The sequence below is a fragment of the Actinacidiphila sp. bgisy144 genome, assembly GCF_057708105.1.
The window spans coordinates 256,821-278,420 of record NZ_JBYIRM010000008.1 but is presented as its reverse complement, the minus strand read 5'-3'; the positions used below and the strand labels follow the sequence as shown (position 1 = coordinate 278,420).

Here is a 21,600-nt window from a genome sequence, read left to right as displayed (position 1 = left end):
GACCGCCCGCGGCGGCCTGGCCGTCAACGTCATCGAGTGCTGACGGCGTAGGCCCTGACCTGCGGGTTCCCTCCTACCAGCCCTGTCGGAGCCTTCCGGGAAAGTCCCTGGGATCGAGAGTCCTCCGGGCAGCATCAGCAGGAGCGACAGCGCCGAGGCTCGCGGCCGGCAGCGAACCGTGGGCGACCCAAGGGATTGCAGAGCCTTTCGGAAATCGCAGGTCGTGAAGGGTTCTCCCCGCGCGAGCGGGGGTGGTCCGTGTACCTGGACGGCGAACTCGGACTGGTCGCCTCCAGTGTCGGGCGTCGGCAGGCGACGGGGCTCTCCACCGCAGACCCCCGCGGATCTGTCCAGTCGGGGCCACGGCGTCAGCGGTTCAGCCCAGCTCGGCGAGGTGCTCGATGCGTGCGGCGCTCTCGCTCCCCGGAACCGGCGAGAACACGTGCAGGGACTGGCCCGGCGCCGCGACGATCGCCAGCGTGCTGCAGTAGAGGTGTAGCTCACCCACCCGGGGGTGCCGCAGCAGGTGGGTCTCGACGCACGGCGAGAGCCTGATCTCCTGTGCCGTCCACAGCGCCGCGAAGGCCGAACTCGCCCCGGTCAGCTCGGTGACCACCTCGGTGATCCGTCGGTGCCGGGGGAACTGCGTCGACATCGCTCGAACGCTCGCGACGGTGGAGCGGGCGGTCAGCTCCCAGTCGTCGAAGAACGTCATGGCGGCCGGGTCGCAGAAGATCATCCGCAGCAGGTTGTCGGTCCGCGTGAACCCGCCGTAGAAGGCCGCCCCGACCGGGTTCAGCGCCACGATGTCCATCGCGGGATCGAGCACCGCGACCGGCACGCGCAGCTGCGCGTTGATCATCCCGAGGACGTCCGGACCGACCGCCGACGCCGGTTGTGCCTCGGCCAGTGTGCTGATCGGCCGGGCCAGCCGGAAGAGGTGGCCGGCGTCGTCGGCGGACAGCCGCAGGGCGCGAGCCAGTGACTCCAGCACCTGTTCCGACGGATGCCGCTCGCGGCCCTGTTCCAACCGCGTGTAGTAGTCAGCACTCACCCCGGCCAGCTCCGCGAGCTCCTCCCGCCGCAGGCCCCGCACCTGCCGGCGACGCAGGTCGGGACGGAGGCCGGCCATATCCGGTTCGAGGCTCGCGCGGCGGCTGCGCAGGAACTTGCCGAGCGCTTCGCTTGCACCCGAACTACCGCCACCACCAGGTGTCGACACGCCTGAAGGGTACTACGCCGGAGATCGACCGGAGATGGTCGGCAACCGGCCACCTCCGGCAGGGTGCAGCACACCCTGCCGGAGGTGGCCGGGTCGCGGTGAAGCTGGCCGAGATCAGCACCTCCGACGATCCCGGGATCCGCCATGAGTCAGACACAGCCCGACCACCACCCTCCGACCGGCGATCTCCCCGCCGATCTCGCGATCGTCGGAGCGCGAGTCTTTGACGGCCGTGAACAGACGCGCTCGCAGGTCGTCGTGATCTCCGACGGGGTCATCGCTGCGGTGTCCGATGACGTTCCGGCCGGTGTCGAGCACGTCGACGGGCGCGGGGCGACCCTGTTGCCGGGCCTGATCGACGCGCACGTGCACACCGACGCCCGAGCCCAGCGGCTCGCGCTCACCTTCGGCGTGACCACCACCCTGGATATGGGCACCTTCGCCAGCTCGGACGAGCGCTACTCCTGGGCCACCGACGAGCGGTCGGCCGACATCCGCGCCGCCGGCCCGCCGATCACTGCCCCCGCGGGCCACCCCACGCAGATGTTCCCGGCGACCCGACCGGATGCGCACACCCCCTGCGCCCACGACTTCCCCCAGGTCGACGACCCGTTGGTGGCCCGAGCACGGGTCGAGGAGCTCGTGGCCTCCGGCTGGGACTTCGTCAAGTTCATCCTCGAGGACGGGGCGCTGCTGGGCAGCCCAGGCCTCGCGGAGTTGGCCCCGCGGGTCTACGAAGCCGGCGTCGAGGCAGCCCACGCCCACCGCCGGATGGCGGTGACGCACACCATGACCCGCGCCGGTACGGCGCTGGCCGCCCGCGCGGGCAGCGACGGGATCGTCCACCTGTTCGTCGACGGACCGCACTCGGCCGAGCTCGTCGAGACCGTCCGGGCCGCCGGGTCCTTCGTCACCCCGTGCCTCTCGCTCGTGGCGTCGCTCGCCGGTCGCACACCGACCGGTCTGGCCGAGGACCGCCGCGTCACCGACCGCCTGTCCCCCCGATGGCGCGAATCGCTGGACGGCAGCCTGGGCACCGCACCGGGCATTTCGTGGCGGCAGGTCACGGCGACCGTCCGTGCGCTCGCCGACGCCGGCGTCGACTTGCTCGCCGGGACGGACTTCCAGCCGGGACCGGGCCTGGTCCCGGGGGTGGTACCCGGGGCCAGCCTGCACGGAGAGCTCCAGCTGCTGGTGGACGCCGGTCTGTCACCGGTCCAGGCACTGCTGGCCGCGACCGCGACGCCGGCTCGGCGGTTCGGTCTGCACGACCGTGGGCGCATCGCCCCGGGTCTACGGGCCGACCTCCTGCTCGTCGATGGTGACCCGACCAACTCGATCGGGGACACGCTGGCGATCCGGCAGGTCTGGCGGGCCGGACGGTCACTGACGGCCGGCCTGGCCCCCCACCTCGGTTCCGATGTCGTTCCGCATGGAGGTCGTTGATGTCCAGAAGCATGTTGTCGGTCGGTCTGGACCCGGCGCTGGTGTCGAGGAGCGCGTCCTCGCGCGCGGCGTTCCCGGACATCGACGCCGAAACTATCCGCGCCGGCGTGGCCGCGAGCCAGGCGACGTTGCAGCGCCACGGCTTCCGGACCGACGTCTGCCTGCTCGACTACGGCGCGACCGCGGAGTCGGTGTTCCGAGCCGCCCTCGAAGCCACGTCCTACGACGTCGTCATGATCGGCGGCGGAGTGCGGATGGACCCCGCGTTGACCCACCTATTCGAGGTGCTGGTCAACGTGACGAGGGAACTGGCGCCGCAGGCGGTGCTGGTGTTCAACACCGGGCCGGCAACGACGGCGAACGCGGTCTTGCGGTGGCTGCCGGAACGCGTCCCGCTGGCGGACGCCCTGGCCACGTCCGAAGGGGCGGGACAAAGTATCGCCCAGCCGCAGGAAAAGGGACACCGGTGACGGTCAACTGATCGCGGTCCCGGCGGCCGTTCCTTTCAAGAGCGTAAGAATTCTCCGGCCGGAATCGGCCGCAACTACGATGCGCGGGATGGCGGGATGGCGGACAACGTCGAGGTGATGATCGTGGAAGACGACGCCACCGTCCGCGCCGTCGTCACCGACTACCTCCGCGGTCGCGGGTACCAGGTCACCGAGTTCGCCGACGGCCGCACGGCACAGGAAACGCTGCGCACCGCCACGCCGGACGTGCTGGTCCTGGACCGGATGCTGCCCGGCGTCAGTGGAGACGAGCTGTGCCGTCACGTGCGGTCCGCGACCCCCCAGACGTCGATCATCATGCTGACCGCGCTCGGAACGGCCGATGAACGGATCGACGGGCTCGAACACGGTGCGGACGACTACATCGCCAAGCCCTTCGTGCTGCGCGAGCTGCAGCTGCGGATCGAAGCGATGGTCCGGCGCAGCCGCCGTCCGCACTTGTTCTCCGCGCCCTTCACGGTCGGCCCGTTCCGGGTGCACCCCGCGCAGCGGACGATCTGGCTGAACAGCACCGAGATGACGCTCACGGCCCGCGAGTACGAGCTGTTCCTGTACCTGTTGCAGAATCCGGACCGGACCCTCAGCCCCGCGACGACATCATGCGCGAGGTCTGGGGGTGGAGCTTCGGCGAGACGTCCACCGTGACCGTGCACGTGCGCCGGCTGCGAGAGAAGATCGAGCCGGAGCCTCGATTTCCCCGCTACCTGCTCACCGAGTGGGGTCGCGGCTACCGGTTCACGGTGGAGGGCATCGCGTGACGCTTCCCGCGATCGACCTGCTGCTCGTCCTCGGCAGCGCCGTCTGCTGCACCACGGTGATCACCGTGACGGCGCTGCTGATCCTCCGATACTGCCCGCCCCGGTCCATCGCGTTCCAGTTCACGGTGGTGGTCGGCGCCGCCATCGCGTCCATCGTCTGCTCCACCGTCGCGATCGCCGTACTGATGTATCTGCCCCTGCACGACCTCGCGGTGCTGCTGTGGGTCATCGGGATCTCCGCAGCGCTGAGTCTCGCGGCGACCCTGCTCACCGCTCGTACGGCGAGTCGCGCGTTCGCCGACCTGCGGGTGACGGTCTCCCGCGTCGGCCAGGGCGACGTCGTCGACGCCCAGCGCCACAGCGGCAAGGAGTTCGCCGAGCTGTCCGCTCTGCTCGCCGACGTGTCCGAACGCCTAGTGGCGGCCCGCACCGAGATCGAGCAGCTGGACGCCTCGCGCCGGCAGTTCTTCGCGTGGATCTCACACGACCTGCGCACCCCGCTCACCGGAGTCAGCGCCCTGGCCGAGGCGCTCGAGGACGGCGCCGTGGAGGAACCCGCCGACTACATCCGCCGCATCCGCCAACAGACCGCGACCATGAACCGGCTGGTCGACGACCTGTTCGAGCTCTCCCAGATCCAGAGCGGGCTGCTCCGGCTCCGGCCCGAGAACATCGAGCTGCTCGACATCGTCTCCGACGCCGTCTCCGACGTCCACCAGCTCGCGATCGCGAAGGACATCCGAATCCTCCAGGAGGACGTCGAGGGGCGAATGCTCCGGGCCGACCCGCACGAGCTCACCCGGGTCGTGGTCAACCTGCTCACCAACGGCATCCGCCACGCCCCGCACGGATCGGAGATCCTCATCTCCGCCGACCAGCACGACGACCAGCTGGTGCTGTCCCTGCTGGACCAGGGCGGCGGCGTCGACAGCGAGGACCTCACCCGGATGTTCGAGGTCGGCTGGCGCGGCACCGCGGCCCGTACCCCCGCGGTCCAGCCGGCCGGATCGCCCGGTGCCGGGCTCGGGCTGGCGATCGTCCGCGGCATCGTCCGGGCCCACGGCGGCGACGTGCACGCGGAGCATGCACCCCAGGGCTTCCGGCTGAACATCGCCCTGCCCACGGAAGCGACGCCAGCCGGCTGACCCGCCGCCCGCCCGCTCCGGTTGTGCGGCCCGCGATGGTCGCGACGATTGAAGCTTAAACAATCTTGGTGGTGAGCCCGCGGGTGGCGCCGGTGTTCCATCGAGATCGTCGCCGCGGTCCACGACCCGGCCTCGGTCCGGCTCCTAGCGTCAACCCAGGTCGTTCTGCCGGCCGCCCACAGTGGTCCGCGGGCGTGGCCAGGGCGGAACTTCCCCCTCCCTGTGCCGCACCGAACGAAAGACTCGATCCATGACGCATGATCGACCGTACGGCCACGCCGTTGTCGCCGGCGGCAGTGTGGCCGGCCTGCTGGCCGCGCACAGCCTGGCCCGGCACTTCTCCCGGGTCACGCTGGTCGAGCGCGATCTGCTGCCGGCGAACGACCGGACGCACCGGCGCGGTGTGCCGCAGAGCCGGCACCTGCACATCCTGCCCGGGCTGGGACGGCAGACGATGGAGAAGCTGATGCCCGGCCTGACGGCGGAACTGCTGGCCGACGGAGCCGTGTCCACCGACGTGCTGGGCGGAATCCGCTACGTGCTCGAAGGTCACCGCGCCGAGCGGGCGCCGATGGATCTGCACGCCGTTCTCGCCGGGCGGCCGCTCATCGAAGGGCGGATCCGCGAACGGCTGCGCGCCGTAGAGAACGTCACCTTCCGCGACGGCCATGAGGTGACCGGGCTCGCGCTCGACAGCGTGACCGGCCGGGTCAGCGGGACGTACACCGCACCCGCCGACGACCCGACCGCGAGCACGCTCCTGGCGGCCGATCTCGTGGTCGACGCGACCGGCCGTGGCGGCCGCGGAACCGCTTGGCTCCGAGCGGCCGGACTCGGCGTTCCCGACGAGGACGAGGTCACCATCCGGATCGCCTACACGACGCGACACTTCCGGCGCGCCCCTGGAGAGCTCGGTGACGATCAGGCCGTGATCATCACCCCTACCGCCGAGAACCGCCGCGGCGCCGTACTGAACGCGCAGGAGGACGGCACCTGGATCGCCACCTTGTTCGGGTACCTCGGCGAGGAATCGCCGGTGGACCTCGACGGGTTCCGGGCGTTCGCCGCAAGCCTGGCCGCCCCGGACGTGGCCGAGGTGATCGAGCGCGCCGAGCCGCTCGACGACGGGACACTGATCCGCTTTCCCGCCAGCCGGCGCCGCCACTTCGAGACGCTCGCCACGCTGCCCGACGGCTACCTCGCGCTCGGCGACGCGTTGTGCAGCTTCAACCCCATCTACGGTCAGGGCATGGCGATGGCCACGCTGGAAGCGGAACTGCTCGACAGTTGTCTGACGGCCCGAGCGGGCAGACCTTGGTCCGAAGGCGCGGGAATCACCCGGGACTTCTATGCGCGGGTCACGCCGACGGTCGATGTCGCGTGGGCGACGGCAGTGGGAGCCGATCTGCGGTACCCCGAGGTCGCGGGGCCGCGAACTCCCGAGGTCGAGCAGATCAACGCTTTCATGAGCAGCATGTATCGGGCGGCGTCGCAGGACGTCGAGGTCAGTGAGGTTCTCGTCCGGCTGATCAATCTCCTGGCCGGGCCGGAGATCCTCGAAGACCCCGCGTTCGCCGAGCGCGTGCAGAAGGCCGCAGCCCGGATCAGTTGATCCGGCCGTCGTTCCCGGCCGGATCGGAGGTCACCGGCCGCCCGGTTACTCCACGCGGCCGGTGATCGCGGACCCGCCCAGCGCCTGTCCGAGCACACGCTGCGGCTCGGGCTCAGAGGCACGGCGGGCGAGTCGCGACGGCGGTTCGCCGTACTCACGCTTGAAGGCGCGGACGAAGTGGCTGGCGTCGGCGAAGTGGTAGCGGGCGGCGAGCTCGGAGATGCTCGAGCCGCTCCCGGCGCCCGCCGTCAAGTCCTGATGGGCCTGCGCCAGGCGGCGGCGCCTGATGTAACTGGACGCGGACTCACCCGTGGTGGCGAAAGCGCGTTGCAACGTGCGCAGGGACACGTGCAGCTCGCTCGCGAGGATGTCAGGGCTCAGGTCGGCATCGGTGAGCAAGGAGTCGGCGAGGGACCGGGCCGCGTCGGCGAGCGCCACAGCCAGGCGTGGCTCGGACCGGTCCGGACCCTCACCTGAGACCAACGCCCTGGTCAGCTCGATCAGCGCGTTGCGGGCGGCCGTCACCGCCGCCGGGCTGAGGTCGTTCAAGGACTGCTGGACCGCGGTCAGATGGGCCTTCAGCAGCCGGAGGTCCGCGGACTCCGTGGTGCCGACGATCGCCCGGTCGGTGAACAGCGAACCGAGGTCGGCCGTGGGCAGGATGAGCACGGTCGAGCGGGTCCGTGGACCGATCGCGAAATCCCACGAGGGGTCGTTGTGTCTGGCCACGAACTGGTTGCGCGCCATGTCGATCACGTCGCCGCGCTTGTGCGACCGGGTGATGCGCCACGTTCCGCGCCGGCCGATGTGGACGACGACCCGGTCGTTGAGGTGCTCGAACCGGCCGCCGGTGCCGCCCACGATCGATTCGCTGTAGAGGTCCTCGATGACCGCGTCGCCGATTTTGCAGTGCCGGATGCGGACCCGGTAGTCGTTCGCACCGACCGGGGACGACGGTGGGATCGGGATCACGCCGCCGACCTGTGCGTCCCAGCGCCGTTCGAGGCTCTCGGCCATGTCCGGTTCCTGCGGTGACACAGTCACATCCACCGTCCAGACGCGCTGCTCGTCGGCGGACCGGGCCGCCGGCGCGGGCGTCGGTGCCATTCGGGTGTTGTCCATGAGCCGTCCCTTTCAGCTGACCGCGGTCCGTTCCGCCGGTCATCTCGTGTGCGCGGCCACGGCACCGCCCTGCCGGATGCCGTGCTGGGCGGCGGGCGGGCAGTGGTCACCCTCCTGGGCCGGGTCGGCGGGGGCGGATACCCCGCCACCGCAGACCCGGCCGACCAGGTCGGCGCACCGACCAGGCCAGACAAGGCACCGATCAGCGCCGAGGCGTCACGTGATCCGTCAGCCCGCCGTGCGGGCCGGCTCAACCGGGTGGTTCCCGCGGACCAGGTCCGCAGGGTCGTACAGGGCCTTGACCCGGCGGAGGCGGTGGAGCGTGGCCTCGTCCGCGAACGGGGCGCCGCCAGGACGTTCGGCGAGGTTCAGGTACGACGTCGCCGCTCCCCAGGGCCGCAGAGCCTCACACAGCCGGTCCAAGGCGAGGTGCGCCGCCTTGACGCTCAGCTCGTCGGTGGTGAGCGCGGCTGAGAAGACGAAGTACCCGGCGTCGAAGCCCGTCACGGCGCCGCCCTTGGCCGGGTCCGGCGCGAAGGCCCCTCCGAGGTGCCGGATCTCGGTCCCCAGCAGGGGAAAGTCCTCGCCCGGCCCGGCAACGGACAGGAAGGCGTCCAGGGCGTCGCTGGGCAGGTCCGTCAGGAGGAACCCGTCGCCGGCTGCGCGCACCGGCACCAACGGGTCCATGTGGATCGCGGCGAGCTCCACCGGGCTCGATGGGCGCACAGAGTCCATCACGGGTCCGAGCGCGCGCAGCGGGGCGAGCAGCTCGTCGGACTCCTGCTGTCCCAGGAGCGAGACCAGCTCGACCACAACGAACGACTGACCCCGCACCTCCTCCGGGATGTCCGGCACCGGTGGAAACCGCAGGATCCGCCCGATCGAGGTGACCGCGTCCGGCACGGTGGCGGTCCAGTCCCGCCAGGCGTGCAGCACCTCGGAGGCCCGCTCCAGCGGGAAGAACAGGACGCCGCCGTGCAGGTCGGGTGTCCGCACGAGGGCGATCTCCAGCGCGGTCACGACGGCGAAGCTGCCGCCGCCGCCCCGGATCGCCCAGAACAGCTCTGGGTCGCTCTTGGCGTCGATGTGCCGCGCCACGCCATCTGCCGTCACGACGTCGGCCGAGACCACGTGATTGGCGGCGAGCCCGTACCGGCGCCCCAGCCACGACAACCCGCCACCCAGGGTGTAACCGACGACACCGACGGTCGGTGAGGTGCCCGCCAGACCGACCAACCCGTGACGAGCGACGGCGGCCGTCAGGTCGCCCCAGATCACGCCCGCCTCGACGCGGACGGTGCCGGCCCCGGGATTCTCGGTGATTCCGGTCAGACCGGACGTCCGCAGGAGCACCGTGCCGTCCAGAGCCCCGAGAGGCCCGGCGTTGTGGCCGGTCGACTGGGCCGCGACCCGCAGACCGGCCGCCCGCGCGGCGTTCACCGTCGCGACCACGTCGCTCGGGGACGCGGCGAGCACGACGGCGTCGGGCCGCTGGTCGACCGCCAGTTGAAAGGCCTGGCGCGCCTCGTCCCAGCCCGGCTCCCCGGGGAGGACAAGGCTGCCGACGAGCGCGGACCGCAAGCCTGCGGCGTCGAGGGGGTTCGAGGACATCAAGGACTCCTGTCGATTCACCGCGCGGTCCGCGCGGTAGGGGAGGGTCGATCGGGGTGGCGTCGGTCGGCGCGCCGTTCCAGGACGCCGTCCAGGCCGCGACATCGGCGGAGAGCTCTGGCCGCTCCTGAGGCGCGTGGTCCCGCTCCTGGGCCGGCAACGACACGATGCCGTCCGGGACGATGCGGTCGCCGGTGCGGGTGCGGACGAACCGGCGGCCCACCACGCCGCGGGTGCGCAGCTCCCTGCCGGGGGTGATCACGTGCTCGGTGTAGAAGAGGCGCTCGTCCCACCCGATCACGCGCGAGGTGATCTCGATCCGGTCCCACGGCCTCAGGGGCCGAAGCGATAGCGCATCGTGGACGCCGCGACCAACCCGACCCACGAGCGCTTGGCCGCGAGGCGCGTGCCACCCATCTCCGCGATCTGCTGGGCGGCCGCGACGCCGATCAGCAGCCGGCGTCCAGGCACCGGTCCGGTCCGCACCAGCGCGCGCCAGGCAAACTGCACCATTCGTGCCATGCGTCCTCCATCTCGTCGCTGGTTCTCGACGCGCCGGGCTGCTTCTCTCTGGCCGATCTGAGGCCGGCGGCATGCGGGAAGGCAACGCACATGCCGTCGGTGTCCCCGAACATGGCACGGCCGGACTCGGGAACGGGATGTCTTTCAATAACGTAAGAACACCCAGACCTGGGCCCGTTGTGGTTACGGCGAGGAGCGTGGACACGAGGGGCCGAGAACTCCAGGAGCGGGCCAGTTGATCGTCATGACCGCAACCCAAATTCGAGGCACGACCGGGAGGAGTCTCTTACGGTCTCTTAAGATCTGCGGCGACCGCGCGTCCGGTAGCGACGCTCGCGCCATGTCAGTTCGGCGTGGGTCGCTGTGGTGCGGTGTGGTCGGACCGCTCATCTTTGTCGTCGCCCTCGGGGCGTACGGGACTCTCGGCATTTGGCAGCGCATCAGCAACGTCATCGGGTTACCTGGCTGGCCGTGGTGGCGCTGCGCGCGCTCGCCGTCATCAGCGAGACGTCCGAGGCCATCCTGACCGAAGGACCGCGCACATGGCCACGTACGGGACGAGCTCGGCTTCAAGGCGACGTGGGACCCGCGGCGAGAGTCCGACCTGATCCCACGTCGGCATCCTGCTCAGGGCTCCGCGTTCAGACGCCGTCCTGCGTGTGATGTCCAGGGAAGTCAGCGAGAAGTCGCGAGCCTGCTGACTCGCCGGTGATCATACGGCGAACAGGCGCGCCGAGCCGCATCGTCCGCCTGTAACGGCGCTACGAAGATGGTCTGGCCGGTCGCTGCGGCGGCATGCACCATTGCGTCGAATGAAATGCGCCAGCCGACGGGCCGAGGCGAGGAAACGTCGCGGCAGACCCTACGGAGGAATGCCTCCAACCCACCCGGTGTAGTGACGGTGAGCTTCTCTGCGTCGGCAGTGATGCGATGTGCCGTGGTGACACCGCGCGGCACAAACACGACCCCGCCGGCCGACAGCTCGAAGCGATGCTCGCCGACCCAGTAAATGCCGCTGCCACTCAGCATCACCACGATCTCGTCCTCGCACGCGTGCGGCTGCACCGATGAGGTTGTTCCGGCCGGCGCGGCCAGGCGAGACAACGCCAGCTGTCCGCCCGTCGGCGTACGGTCCAGCAGAACCTGCCTCAACCCGCCGTTGAGCCAATCCAGCGACTGACGGTCAGCCGTCGCCGCGGCGTGGGGCGTTTCCATTCACTGGTTCCTCATCGGTTTGGGCATCGCCAACGATGGCCCGTTTCGTCCACGCCTCCCGAGACAATGAGCGGGTCTGGCCGGGACCCACCGAGGAGTGAGGGCGGTGTCAGTGCAGGATGTTGGCCAGGCGTGTCGCGACCTCGGTGGGTGAGGGCATGGCTGCGATCTGCTGGGCCACTGCGCGGGCCGCACCGGCGTATGCGGTATCCGCGTGCAGCGTTGCGACGGCCTTGGCGACGGCCTGCGGTACGTCGGGCCCGGGCTGTACGGCGATGCCGGCGCCGGAGGCGCCGACCACCGTTGCCTGGAGGAACTGGTCGGCGCCCTGGGGCACCACGACGAGCGGCAGGCCACGGGCCAGCGAACCGAGGGTGGTACCGGCGCCGCCGTGGGTGACCACCAGATCGACGTCGTGCAGCAGCTCGGCCAGCGGGGCGAAGTCGGTGAAGGTGACGCCGTCGCCCGCGGCTCCGAAGTCCTCGGCCTGCGCGGTGAGCCCGAGGGTGACCACGAGCTCCGCTCCTGTGGCACGCAGCTCGGTGAGGATCGGGATCAGGACCGCCGGGTCCGAGAAGTGGGTGCCGAACGTGACCAAGACGCGGGTCTGCCCGCTGCGCCGAGGCGCCTGGGCCGGGGCTCCTATCGGATCCGGACCCTGGTGCGGCTCGGGCCGCAGCAGCACCCGGGTCTGCGGGGCGTCCCAGCCGGGCGTTTGGAGCAGGTCTGGGCACGGATCGAGGTACCACCGAGCAGGCACGGGGGTAAGTCCGCGGTCGGCGTAGCGGACGGCGGCCACCCGGCTGATCCCGTCGGTGAACTCCGCGGGGATCGCCGGCCCGAAGGCCAGGGTCGCCAGCGGGACCTCCAGCGCGGCCGCCACCAGCGGCCCGACGAAGTCCATCGCCTCGGCCACGATCAGGTCGGGCGCGAAGGCACGGGAGGCAGCCATGGCGTCGTCCGCGGTCAGGTCGATCCGGGTGCCGGCGAAGAACTCCGCGACGGCCTCCGGAGTGGGGTCCGCGGCCGCGTCGACGCCAGTGCGACGGGCCGACTCCGCGAAGAGGACGTCCGCGCCAGGGCCGACAGGGAGCAGCTCGATGCGCTCGGGGGCGAGCACCGGCGCGAAGAGACCTGCGGTCATGACCGCCACCTGGTCGCCCCGGTCCCGGAAGGCGCGGGCGAGCGGGAGCTGGGGCAGCAGGTGGCCGTGCGCGGGCGTGCTTGAGAAGAGTATTCGCATATTGAGTAGCGTACTACTTCATTGAATTAAGTCACTCCCCAGCGTCGTACGGCTCGTCGGTCAGGCCGCACAGCGCGAACAGCAATTCGCGCCGCAACCAGTCCTGGCAGGCCTGCCAGCTCCACCCGAGTCCGCGCAGCCGGAACCAGGACTCCGGCCCCACGTAGTACGTCAGGACGTCGACCGCTCGAGTCGTTGTGAGGCCAGGGCGCAACGCGCCCACGGTGGCGAGCCGGGCCGAGACGATGTGGAAGCGCTCGCGCAGCAGCCGCTCCGTCCCGGCGGAGATCTCGCCGATCTCGGCGTCCACCGAGGCGTTCTCGACCAGCACGGCCATCATCCGCCCGTGGCGCCGGACGACATCCCCGGTGCCGCGTACGACCAGGCTCGCGATCTCGCGGGCGTCCGAAGCCTCGGCGACGACCGCGAGAGCGGTACCGATTCTGTTGTCCTCCGCCGCGCGTTCGGTGAGCGCACGAATCAGGGCGAGCTTGTTCCCGAAGGAGGCGTAGACGGTGCCCTGCGCCACCCCGGCCTCTTGTGCGATCCGCCCGATGGTCACGCGCGGGTAGCCGTGCTCGGCGAAGAGGGCTTCCGCGGCGTCCAGAATGGCGGTCCGGGTCGCGGCGGCAGCCCGCTCTCGCACGGCAGAACGATATGTACGTGGCACGCGCCCACTGTAGGTGCGTGGTCGCGGGTGGGCCGGCGAACGCGGCCAGCGTGGCCCTCGTGGCGCCCTTGCGTGATCGTCGCTATGTGCCGCGGAGCATCTCCGCGAGTCGCGACAGCGTGCCCTCGTTGCGTTTGTAGTGGATCCACTTGCCGACCCGTGTGGCCTGTACCAGGCCTGCCCGCTCGAGGGTTGCCATGTACGAGGAGACTGTCGATTGCGCCAGCCCCGACTTGGCCTGCAGATGGCTGACGCAGACTCCGACCTCGTCCCGGTCGGCTATGGGCTCCCACTGAGCGAACTCGCGGTGAGGGTCCCGCAGCCAGTCCATGATTTGCAGCCGTGCGGGGTTCGCCAGCGCCTTCAAGGCCTCGACCGCAGCCAGAGGGGGCTCGTTCTCCGCGTCGCCCCCTGAGTTCGCTGCCTGTGACGTCGCCACGGTCGCCTCCTCGCCTCTCACACACCATCGTATCTCGATGTGACGAACCGGGTTCACCCCCAGTCACACATTGACACATCGCGATATCTCGATATGATTCTTGCGTTCACGCCCCTCCGGTATCTGCCGCGCACCTGCCGTCCGCCGCGAACACCGGGGATACACAAGAGGAAGTACACGATGTCTGAGAGCAGCAAGCCGTTGATCGTCGTCGCGGGTGCCACCAGCAAGCAGGGAAGGAGCGTCGTCACCTCCTTGCTTGAGAGCGGCAGGTTCCGAGTGCGATCCCTGACCCGAGACGCCGGCTCCGCCCAGGCCCGGAGCCTGGCAGGACTGGGAGCGGAGATCGCCGAGGTTCCTCTCGCGCTGGGTCACCAGCGCGAGCTCGTCGACGCGTTCGGATCGGCCGAGGGGGCCTTCCTGATGACCCCGCCCATCGCGCCGCCCTCCACCGAGGAGTTCCTTCTCGGGCGCCAACTTGCCGATGCAGCGGTCGAGGCCGGAGTGAGCCACGTCGTCTTCAGTGCTCTCGAGAACGTCGACGAGCGGTCCTCGGGCACCAAGTACGCCCCGCACTTCACCGACAAGGCGCTCGTCGCGGAGTACATCCGGACTCTGCCGATCGCGCACACCTTCCTCATGCTCTCGTTCTTCTACACCAACGCGCTGGAGTACTACCCGCCGCGCATCGATGGTGACACGGTGCTCATGCCTTTCTACCTCCCCGAAGACTTCCGTGCCCCGTTCGTGGACCCACTCACCGCGACCGGGCCGGCCGCCCTCGAGGTGTTCTCCAACCCCGACACCTACGACGGCGCCTGTCTGCCGGTCGTGGGGGACGTCATCTCCCCGGCCGAGATGGTCGAGGAGTTCTCCCGCGTCACCGGACTCAAAGCCGAATACCGCAGCGCCTACTCTCGCGAAGACCTGCTGACCTACTTCCCCGCGCTGGGAGAGAACCCTCTGCTGGTCGACGAGACCCTCGGCATGGTCCAGTACGCGGTCGAACTCGGATACTTCCGAGACGACCGCGACATGACGTGGAGCCGGCGCATCGATCCCAACACGCTGAGCTGGGAGCAGTTCCTCCGCAAGACCGACTGGCATGGCCAGCCGGTCACCTTCGGTCACTAGACCCATCGCCGACGAGATCGGACACGCGCCATTCAGGGAGGCCTCGACGATCTCCACGTGATTGACGTCGACCGGGGTGATGGCGACCGATTGACTGTTCGGGTCGAGTCGGCGCGGATGGTGAGGGGCTGCCGGGCCTGCGGCGCGATCGCTCACGCCCACGGTCGACGCGAGGTGGTCCTTGATCGACGCACCTTGCTTCGCCCGGCCCGTGAAGATCGTGTGGCGCAAGCGGACCTGGCGCTGTGTCGAACCGGCCTGCCCGGTCGGCACGTTCACCGAGCAGAACCATACGGTGGCCGAGCCGCGGGCGCTGCTCACCGTGCGGGCGTGCTGGTGGGTGATCCGACCATTGCGGCGTGAGCACGCCTCCGTGCGCGGGATCGCCCGCCAGCTCGGCACGACATGGAACACGGTGTGGACCTCGATCCGTCCCCTGCCCAAGGCGATGGCCAAGGAAGCGACCTCGGACCCGTTCCGCGGCTACAAGAACGCCACCGATGACAAGCTCGAGGATGCGACTGCGGTCCTGGATGCATTCCACGTCGTCATGCTCGGTTCCGCGGCCGTCGACGAGGTCCGTCGTCGCGTCCAGCAACAGATCCGTGGCCACCGGGGCAGGAAGGGCGACCTGCTCTACGGGCATCCGCACCATCTTGCGCTGCGGGGTCGAGAAAATCACCGACCGACAACGAGCGCGACTCGACCTCGCGATCGCCGCTGACGAACGCCACGACGAGGTTCTCGTCGCCTGGCTCTGCGCCCAGCAACTGCGAGAGGCCACCAGGCCGGCAGTCCCGCCGAGGGACGCAAGATCGCCGAGAAGGTTTTCGCTACCTTCCCGACGTGCCCAGCAATGGCGCGAAGCCTTCCTCGCCTACTTCGACACCGGCGGCGCCGACAACGGCGGCACAGAGGCCATCAACGGACTCATCGAACTCCAACGCGGCATCGCGCGAAAGCGAGCCGCCCCACAGTTCACGAACCGGCATCGACACCGTCCTGGAGCACACCGGAGACCCACGAGATGCACGAAGTGGCCGAGTCACAGGACCAGTTCTGCCAGGCGGTGGACATCGTCGATCTCGTCGGTCGCCGAGTTGAGGATGAGCTCATCGGCACCGATATCGGCGAAGGCTTTCACTACGGTGCGCACCGCTTCTGGCGTGTCGCTCAGTGTGTCGACCACGAGGTCGGTGAACTCGGTGTCGGCGTAGTAGTCCTTGAGGTTCCGGCGTCCGAGCCCGGGGTCGGTGAGCGCGAAGTACGCGATACCGACGAGCCACGGCTCACCCTGTCGGTCGGCGTCCCGCCACGCCGCACGCGCCTGGTCGAAGGAGGCCTCCGCCATCGGTGCGGGTACCGAACCGGCGATGTAGCCCTCTCCCCACCGTGCCATCCGCGCGAGAGCAGGCGCGGACATCCCGCCGAACAACAGCGGTATCTTCCGCGCCTGGCTCGTCACCGCCGGGTAGGTACCACCGCCCGCCGGAGCGCCGCCCCAGACCTCGCGATAGGTCGCCAGGTCCGCGTCCATCCGACGGCCACGGTTGCCCGGCCCGAGACCGTCGACGACGAAGTTGTCCGGCCGGATACCCGCACCGATCCCCAGGGTGAGCCGCCCGCCCGAGATCTCGTCGATGCCTGCGACCTCCTTGGCGAACAGAGTGGCGGGCCACACCGTGCTGAGCATGATCGCGCTCATCAGACCGATCCGGCTGGTCGCACCGGCAACCGCGGCCAGCGCGACCGTGTCCATGACTCCCGGGTAGGCGATGCGGCCCGTGGTGCCCAGCGTGGAGAACCCGGCCTCCTCGGCCATCGCCGCCCACTGGGGAAGGCGCGCGGGCCGCACGTCGCGGGCCTGATTGGGAAGTCCGATGCCAATCTTCATCAAGCACCTCATGTCGTATCGAGACGGAACGGCAGCGGGAGCACACGGTAGGCACGCGCCGACGTGCGACCACGTTAGGTACGACGAAGCTCCACGTGGGAGAATCTTTCGGAACCGTAAGAAGTCCGCCCGACAGCGACCCTGGTTGGCGCACCAGGAGACGTCAGCCGATCGTCAGGTTCCCCACGTACTTTCCGGCGTCCTCCCTCCGGGTCGTCAGCTGCTGCAGATCCCCCCCGGAGTACTTCAACCGGAAAGTGATCATGGAACACGACCAGCTGGTCGAACCGGGTGCGGCCCGCGTCCTGTCGTCCTATCCGACGTGCGAGGCCGCGACGATCTCGCGCTCAGGCGCACCGATCGCGTGGCCGGTCACGGGCGTGTAGCGTCCCGACGATCAGACCTTCGCGCTGTCGACATCGATCGGTTTCCCGCAGAAGGCGTTCAACATCCGGCGGGACCCGCGCGTCGCCCTGCTCTTCTCGGACCCGACGGGAAGCGGCCTCGACCGGGCAGGACAGGTCCTCCTGTAGGGCGAGGCCGAGTGCACGGACGAGATCGTGACCAAGTTCTCGCAGAGCGCGGCTCGCGGTGCCGGGCCTGACCCCCGACGATCGTCCGGAGGATCGGCGAGTTCCGCAGGGGAGTCCTGGCGAGTCTGGGCGACGGCGGACATCCCTCCCTCGCCCGGGTGGTTCCCGACGCGGACGACGGCGGCCTCCTGCTCACCGGCACCGACGCACGGCCGGGGCGGGCGAGCCCGCTGTTCCACCGGCACGACGAGCTGCTGGCCGAACCAGCGAAGCTTCGTCGTGGTCGGCGAGCTCTCCGATGTCGGTCAGCGTATCGAAATGTTCCTTACACCCCTGAAAGATTCCGCCAGGCGGCAGAGACACGGCCCTAGGGTCAATTGACCGACCCTGAAGACCGCCGTGAGCGTGCGAACCGACGCGAGCTCGACAACCTCTGGATACCCCTTTCCGTGACGCCACACCAGACATAAGGAACATCACATGACAACACGCGGGGAAGCACCGAAACCTGGTGGGACGCGGCCGCGGCACGAGCTCCAGTCCCGGCCGGCCGGACCCTCCCTGGCCCTGGTCCGCGCCCAGGCCCTCCTGGCCTCCCTCGCGCCCGGTGGCAAGGTGACTCCCATCGCCCACGGGGTGGAAATCGTCGACACCACCGTCCCAGTGCCAATGCTGAACGGGCTGGTGCTGACCGCGGCCAGCCACGACCGCGCCGGCCTGGACCGTGCGCTGACCGTCGCCGCGGAGCGTCTGCCCACCTGGTCGATGCAGGTCGTCGGGCACGAACCCACCGGCGCGGAGCGGTCCGCGGCCGCCGGCCGTGACCTGCGCGAGCTTCGGTTCTCGACGATGATCCGCCCGCTGACGGACTTGCCCGACGAGGACGGCATCATGCCGTCCGTGACCTTCCGGACGGTCCGGACCCCGGAGGACCGCGCCGCGTTCGTGCGCGCGCTGGGCGAGTCGTTCGGAGCTGACGCCTCCCTCGGCGAGCCGTTCGTCACCGACGCGGTGCTCGCCCACCCCGGGATCACGGTCTACATTGCGGTGGTCGACGGACAGGTCGCGGCTACCGGGATCACGATGCTCGACGACCAGGGCTGGCTCGGGGTCTACTCGGGCGGGACGGTCCCGGCCTTCCGCCGGCGTGGTTTGGGCCGCGCTCTGCTGCTGCACCGTCTGACCGAGGGCCGTCGTGCGGGCGCACACACCGCCTACCTCCAGTCCAGCGAGATGGGCCGCTCGCTCCACGAGGCACTGGGCTTCCTGGACGGCGACGACGACATCATCTACTTCACCCGCTGACCGAGACCAGGCGCTCGCCCACAACGTCAGGATCGTCGAGCTCGTACAGCCACTGACCAATCTGGACCGAACCGGTCGGCACGAGAGTCGACCGGTTCGGTCACCCGAGTCGTGGTGTCTTGATGATGGCTCGGTCACCTCTGTGCGCAGCCGTTCGACGTCGACGGTGTCCACATCGAGCAGTCGCTGCATGCCGATTCCGCGCAGTTGTCCGATAGACGGGGACCGCGACGGCCTCGGGGCGAACGGTGTCGCGGATCGTGCCCTCGGCGATGTCACTGCGGAAGGCGCTGTCTCGCTCCCGGAACGTCGAGGCCAGTTTGGTGTCGGTCACGGCTTCGGACCAGAGCAGCGGTGCCCTGTCGGAGCCTTCCGGGCTGGTGCGTCGGAAAGTCCCTCGGAAGTCCCCCGCCGCGCCGTCGTGTCATGCGGAGCAGGGAGGTTGGGCGCCGAGGCCGGCGGGGGTCGCGGCACCGGAGAGGTAGCGGTCGAGCATCTCTCGGCGCTGGGCGATCTGCTGCTCCTGGCGGGTGAGTTCGTCCCGGACCTCGCGGACGCGGGCCAGGAGCCGGGTGCAGTCGCCCGCGGGCGGCACCGGGGCGGTGCAGGGCAGGATGTCCCGGATGAGCTGGGAGGGCAGTCCGGCGCGGTAGAGGTCCTGGATGAAGGCCACCTGGCCCACCGCGTCGTCGCCGTACTCCCGGTAACCGTTGGAGCGGCGGTCGCTGGAGAGCAGCCCCTGGCCCTCGTAGTAGCGCAGCGAGCGGGCGCTGACCCCGGTGGCCCTGCTCAGTTCCCCGATGCGCATGCCCTTCCCTCCATCCGGCTCAGCTTGACATTGACGTTAATGTCAAAGTTTACCGTTCCGGACATGAAGAGCAACGCAGACGAAGAGGCCACACGGCGCACCGCGGTCGTGACCGGCGCCGCGACGGGCATCGGGGCCGCGATCACCGAGCGGCTGGCGGCACAGGGCACGCGGCTGGTCCTGGTCGCGCGGGACGGGGCCCGCCTGGAGGCGGCGGCCGGGCGACTGCGCGCCGAGCACGGCGCCGAGGTGTCGGCGCTCGCGCTTGACCTGTCGCGGCCCGGTGCGCCTTCCCGGCTGGCCGAGTGGCTGGCGGGTGCGGGCCTCGACGTGGACGTCCTGGTGAACAATGCAGGCGCGAGCCTGCTGGGGCCGGTCGCCGGCAGCGATCCCGCGCGGCTTCGGAGCCTGGTCGACCTCAATGCCGGAGCGGTGGCGGAGCTGACGGCGCTCCTGCTGCCCGCCATGGTCTCCCGGGGAACAGGAGCGGTCGTCAACGTCGCGAGCACCGGTGCGTACGCGCCCGCCCCGTACGTGGCGGCCTACGCGGCCTCGAAGGCGTTCGTCCTGTCCTTCACCCAGGCGGTGTGGGCCGAGACGAAGGAGACGGGCGTACGGGTCGTGGCGGTCAGCCCCGGGCCGACCGAGACCGCGATGAACCCGCGGCGCATACCGGGCAAGCGCGAGCCGGGTTCCGTGGCGGACACGGTCATGACCGCCCTGGCAGGCCGGGGCCCCGCAGTCGTCGACGGCCGCCTCAACGCGTTCCAGACCTTCGTCTTCGGCCGCCTGCTGCCCGCGTCGGCAGCCGCCCGGATCGCGGAACGCTCCCTGCGCAAGGCGGCACTCGGGACCTGAGGCACGTCGCCCACCGCGGATCGCCGGCGCCCACGGGCAGCAGCACGACGGGCCGCTGTCCGAGCAGGTCACAGCCGTGAGGCCGCCGGCCGGAAACGGCGTGGCACGGGCAGGCCCCGCGCTGCGGAGGAGACGGACGCGCTCCCGGAACTCCGGCACGTCCCCTAGGCAGCCGCAGCCGTCCGGCGGGGTCCCTCGGTCAGCCAGGACACGTCCACATCGGCTCGAGGGGTCGCGTGCTGGGCGGGCCTGCGGGGCGGCGCTTCAGCGAAAGAGCGGGCGGAGCCGTTCGGGCTCGACACGTTGCCCGGGCGGTTGGCCGGGGGGCTGGCGGGGCCCTGGGGTCAGATGCGGGATTTGCGCAGGGAGTGCCAGGCCGCGCCGGTCAGGGAGCGGACGGAGCGGGAGACGGAGAGCTGCTCGTGGTCCCGGTAGAGGGACCAGTTGTAGGGGACCAGCGCCATCTTGTTGGAGGAGAGCGATCCGGCGCGGCCGGCCCGGTAGAGGGCCAGTGGCTCCTGGAGGCCGCGGGCGGGGGTGCCGTCGCGCATGATGGACAGCCACAGCGCGTAGTCCTGGCGCTTGGGCATGTCCGGCATCAGCCGGGCGCCCAGGACGTTGCGGTCGTACATCGCGGTCAGGGCGCCGATGTGGTCCTGGGTGAGCATCGCGCGGTAGTCGACCTGCTCGCGGGCCCGGACCACGCGGTCGGTCGGGGTGAAGTCCGCGGCTTCACCGTCGTACTCGGCGTCCACCTTGTAGTACGAGGTGAAGGTCAGGGGCGTCCCCGCGGTCGCCGCGAAGGCGACTTGCCGCTCGGCCTTGGTCGGCAGCCACATGTCGTCGCTGTCGAGGAAGGCGATGTAGTCGCCGCGGGCCCGGGCGATGGCCTGGTTGCGGGCGCGGGCCGCGCCCCCGCGGCCTTCCGACGCCTCGGGGCGGACCCGCTCGTCCTGCCGGGCGAAGTCCTGGAGCAGGTCCATCGACTCGTCGTCGGACGCGTCGTCGGTCGCCAGCAGTTCCAGATCCGTGTGCGTCTGCGCGAGCACCGACCGGATCGAGGCGCCGAGCGTGGCTGCCGAGTTGTACACGGGCATCACGACGGACACCAAGGGCATGGGTGCCCCCTTCTTCTCAGGCAACAACGACGTGCGTCCAGGCAGGGGAAGTGTAGTCCGCGGCCCATGCCCGCCCGCAGCCGGACCGTACCCCGGGGGTGGAGCCGGGCGGGCAGCCCGGCGCGGCCGCGTGCGTCCGGTGCGCTGCGCCCGGCCTTGGTCGCGCTCGGTCACCGCCGAGGGCGGGAGGGGGCCGGCGGACACTCCCCCGCCCAGCACCGCGGCCGTGCCGTTTCCACCGCTCGGAGGAGCAGGAGAGGAGCAAGAGAGGAGCAGGAGAGGAGCAAGACGCGTGCCGTTCCGGTCTCTTGACGGTCTTCGTCGGCAGGACATAGCGTGAGCGTCCGCCGGGCTCCGGCGCCCCCAGCAGGCCGTTCGACCTCCCGCCGGAACCGGACGGGACGGCCCGCAGAGTGACGCTCCGTCAGCGAAGGAC

23 protein-coding genes are annotated in these 21,600 nt (G+C 70.2%); 11 read left to right on the top strand and 12 right to left on the bottom strand.

From position 1 onward, the window contains the following. Positions 1–376: 376 nt before the first annotated feature. Positions 377–1,222, bottom strand: coding sequence for a helix-turn-helix transcriptional regulator (locus AC3EVP_RS12875; RefSeq protein WP_435129415.1), 846 nt, complete (start codon positions 1,220–1,222; stop codon positions 377–379). A 144-nt stretch (positions 1,223–1,366) separates the two neighbouring features. Between AC3EVP_RS12875 and AC3EVP_RS12870 the strand changes: the two genes are divergently transcribed. The 6 genes from AC3EVP_RS12870 (at position 1,367) to AC3EVP_RS12845 (ending at position 6,692) form a co-directional block, all read left to right on the top strand. Beyond that, the gene (locus tag AC3EVP_RS12870) at positions 1,367–2,668 is read left to right on the top strand and encodes an amidohydrolase family protein (protein ID WP_435129412.1); all 1,302 of its coding nucleotides are present in this window, start codon (positions 1,367–1,369) and stop codon (positions 2,666–2,668) included. Beyond that, the gene (locus AC3EVP_RS12865) at positions 2,668–3,138 is read left to right on the top strand and encodes a hypothetical protein (protein ID WP_435129409.1); all 471 of its coding nucleotides are present in this window, start codon (positions 2,668–2,670) and stop codon (positions 3,136–3,138) included. The genes AC3EVP_RS12870 and AC3EVP_RS12865 overlap by 1 nt, the downstream gene beginning before the upstream one ends. A 96-nt stretch (positions 3,139–3,234) precedes the next feature. Beyond that, positions 3,235–3,822: a response regulator transcription factor gene (locus AC3EVP_RS12860; protein WP_435129406.1), complete on the top strand. Its 588-nt coding sequence runs from the start codon at positions 3,235–3,237 to the stop codon at positions 3,820–3,822. Then, entirely contained in the window at positions 3,819–3,935 is a 117-nt protein-coding gene (locus tag AC3EVP_RS12855) for a winged helix-turn-helix domain-containing protein (protein WP_435129403.1), read from the top strand. The genes AC3EVP_RS12860 and AC3EVP_RS12855 overlap by 4 nt, the downstream gene beginning before the upstream one ends. Continuing rightward, positions 3,932–5,080 carry a sensor histidine kinase gene (locus AC3EVP_RS12850; protein WP_435129400.1) on the top strand — a complete coding sequence of 383 codons (1,149 nt, stop codon included), beginning with the start codon at positions 3,932–3,934 and terminating at the stop codon, positions 5,078–5,080. The genes AC3EVP_RS12855 and AC3EVP_RS12850 overlap by 4 nt, the downstream gene beginning before the upstream one ends. Positions 5,081–5,378: 298 nt before the next feature. Continuing rightward, positions 5,379–6,692 (top strand): NAD(P)/FAD-dependent oxidoreductase, encoded by a 1,314-nt coding sequence (locus tag AC3EVP_RS12845; protein WP_435129397.1) that lies wholly within the window; start codon positions 5,379–5,381, stop codon positions 6,690–6,692. A 45-nt stretch (positions 6,693–6,737) separates the two neighbouring features. Here AC3EVP_RS12845 and AC3EVP_RS12840 read toward each other — a convergent pair whose 3' ends face one another. From AC3EVP_RS12840 to AC3EVP_RS12810, 7 genes are all read right to left on the bottom strand, one after another. Then, positions 6,738–7,814 (bottom strand): helix-turn-helix domain-containing protein, encoded by a 1,077-nt coding sequence (locus AC3EVP_RS12840; protein WP_435129394.1) that lies wholly within the window; start codon positions 7,812–7,814, stop codon positions 6,738–6,740. 228 nt (positions 7,815–8,042) lie between these two features. Next, complete coding sequence (locus tag AC3EVP_RS12835; protein WP_435129391.1) at positions 8,043–9,425, bottom strand: FAD-binding oxidoreductase; 1,383 nt, start codon at positions 9,423–9,425, stop codon at positions 8,043–8,045. Positions 9,426–9,758: 333 nt separating this feature from the next. Next, positions 9,759–9,947 (bottom strand): hypothetical protein, encoded by a 189-nt coding sequence (locus AC3EVP_RS12830; RefSeq protein ID WP_435129388.1) that lies wholly within the window; start codon positions 9,945–9,947, stop codon positions 9,759–9,761. A 675-nt stretch (positions 9,948–10,622) separates the two neighbouring features. Next, complete coding sequence (locus tag AC3EVP_RS12825) at positions 10,623–11,162, bottom strand: cupin domain-containing protein (protein ID WP_435129386.1); 540 nt, start codon at positions 11,160–11,162, stop codon at positions 10,623–10,625. 109 nt (positions 11,163–11,271) lie between these two features. After that, positions 11,272–12,405: a glycosyltransferase gene (locus AC3EVP_RS12820; protein ID WP_435129384.1), complete on the bottom strand. Its 1,134-nt coding sequence runs from the start codon at positions 12,403–12,405 to the stop codon at positions 11,272–11,274. 31 nt (positions 12,406–12,436) lie between these two features. Next, on the bottom strand, positions 12,437–13,051 hold the full coding sequence (locus AC3EVP_RS12815) for a TetR/AcrR family transcriptional regulator (RefSeq protein ID WP_435129382.1): 615 nt from the start codon (positions 13,049–13,051) through the stop codon (positions 12,437–12,439). 106 nt (positions 13,052–13,157) lie between these two features. Then, positions 13,158–13,406, bottom strand: coding sequence for an ArsR/SmtB family transcription factor (locus AC3EVP_RS12810; protein ID WP_347583660.1), 249 nt, complete (start codon positions 13,404–13,406; stop codon positions 13,158–13,160). 288 nt (positions 13,407–13,694) lie between these two features. Here AC3EVP_RS12810 and AC3EVP_RS12805 point away from each other — a divergent pair, with 288 nt between their 5' ends. Next, positions 13,695–14,648, top strand: coding sequence for an NmrA/HSCARG family protein (locus AC3EVP_RS12805; protein WP_435129379.1), 954 nt, complete (start codon positions 13,695–13,697; stop codon positions 14,646–14,648). A 181-nt stretch (positions 14,649–14,829) separates the two neighbouring features. Next, the gene (locus AC3EVP_RS12800; RefSeq protein WP_435129376.1) at positions 14,830–15,372 is read left to right on the top strand and encodes a transposase; all 543 of its coding nucleotides are present in this window, start codon (positions 14,830–14,832) and stop codon (positions 15,370–15,372) included. Between the two features lie 109 nt (positions 15,373–15,481). On the opposite strand, the gene AC3EVP_RS12795 is transcribed toward AC3EVP_RS12800, so the two are convergent. Further along, positions 15,482–15,640, bottom strand: a complete 159-nt coding sequence (locus tag AC3EVP_RS12795) for a hypothetical protein (protein WP_435129373.1) — start codon at positions 15,638–15,640, stop codon at positions 15,482–15,484. Between the two features lie 53 nt (positions 15,641–15,693). Continuing rightward, positions 15,694–16,542, bottom strand: coding sequence for an LLM class flavin-dependent oxidoreductase (locus AC3EVP_RS12790; protein WP_435129370.1), 849 nt, complete (start codon positions 16,540–16,542; stop codon positions 15,694–15,696). A 263-nt stretch (positions 16,543–16,805) separates the two neighbouring features. Between AC3EVP_RS12790 and AC3EVP_RS12785 the strand changes: the two genes are divergently transcribed. Together AC3EVP_RS12785 and AC3EVP_RS12780 are read left to right on the top strand one after the other, a co-directional pair. Then, complete coding sequence (locus tag AC3EVP_RS12785) at positions 16,806–16,928, top strand: hypothetical protein (RefSeq protein WP_435129367.1); 123 nt, start codon at positions 16,806–16,808, stop codon at positions 16,926–16,928. Positions 16,929–17,555: 627 nt separating this feature from the next. Next, positions 17,556–18,380, top strand: a complete 825-nt coding sequence (locus tag AC3EVP_RS12780; RefSeq protein ID WP_435129365.1) for a GNAT family N-acetyltransferase — start codon at positions 17,556–17,558, stop codon at positions 18,378–18,380. A 424-nt stretch (positions 18,381–18,804) separates the two neighbouring features. Here the strand turns inward: AC3EVP_RS12780 and AC3EVP_RS12775 are convergent, their stop codons facing one another. Further along, positions 18,805–19,188, bottom strand: a complete 384-nt coding sequence (locus tag AC3EVP_RS12775; protein ID WP_435129363.1) for a MerR family transcriptional regulator — start codon at positions 19,186–19,188, stop codon at positions 18,805–18,807. Between the two features lie 63 nt (positions 19,189–19,251). On the opposite strand from AC3EVP_RS12775, the gene AC3EVP_RS12770 reads away from it, so the two are divergent. Further along, complete coding sequence (locus AC3EVP_RS12770; RefSeq protein WP_435129360.1) at positions 19,252–20,046, top strand: SDR family NAD(P)-dependent oxidoreductase; 795 nt, start codon at positions 19,252–19,254, stop codon at positions 20,044–20,046. Between the two features lie 344 nt (positions 20,047–20,390). On the opposite strand, the gene AC3EVP_RS12765 is transcribed toward AC3EVP_RS12770, so the two are convergent. Next, positions 20,391–21,164, bottom strand: coding sequence for a glycosyltransferase family 2 protein (locus tag AC3EVP_RS12765; protein WP_335974352.1), 774 nt, complete (start codon positions 21,162–21,164; stop codon positions 20,391–20,393). Positions 21,165–21,600 lie beyond the last annotated feature (436 nt).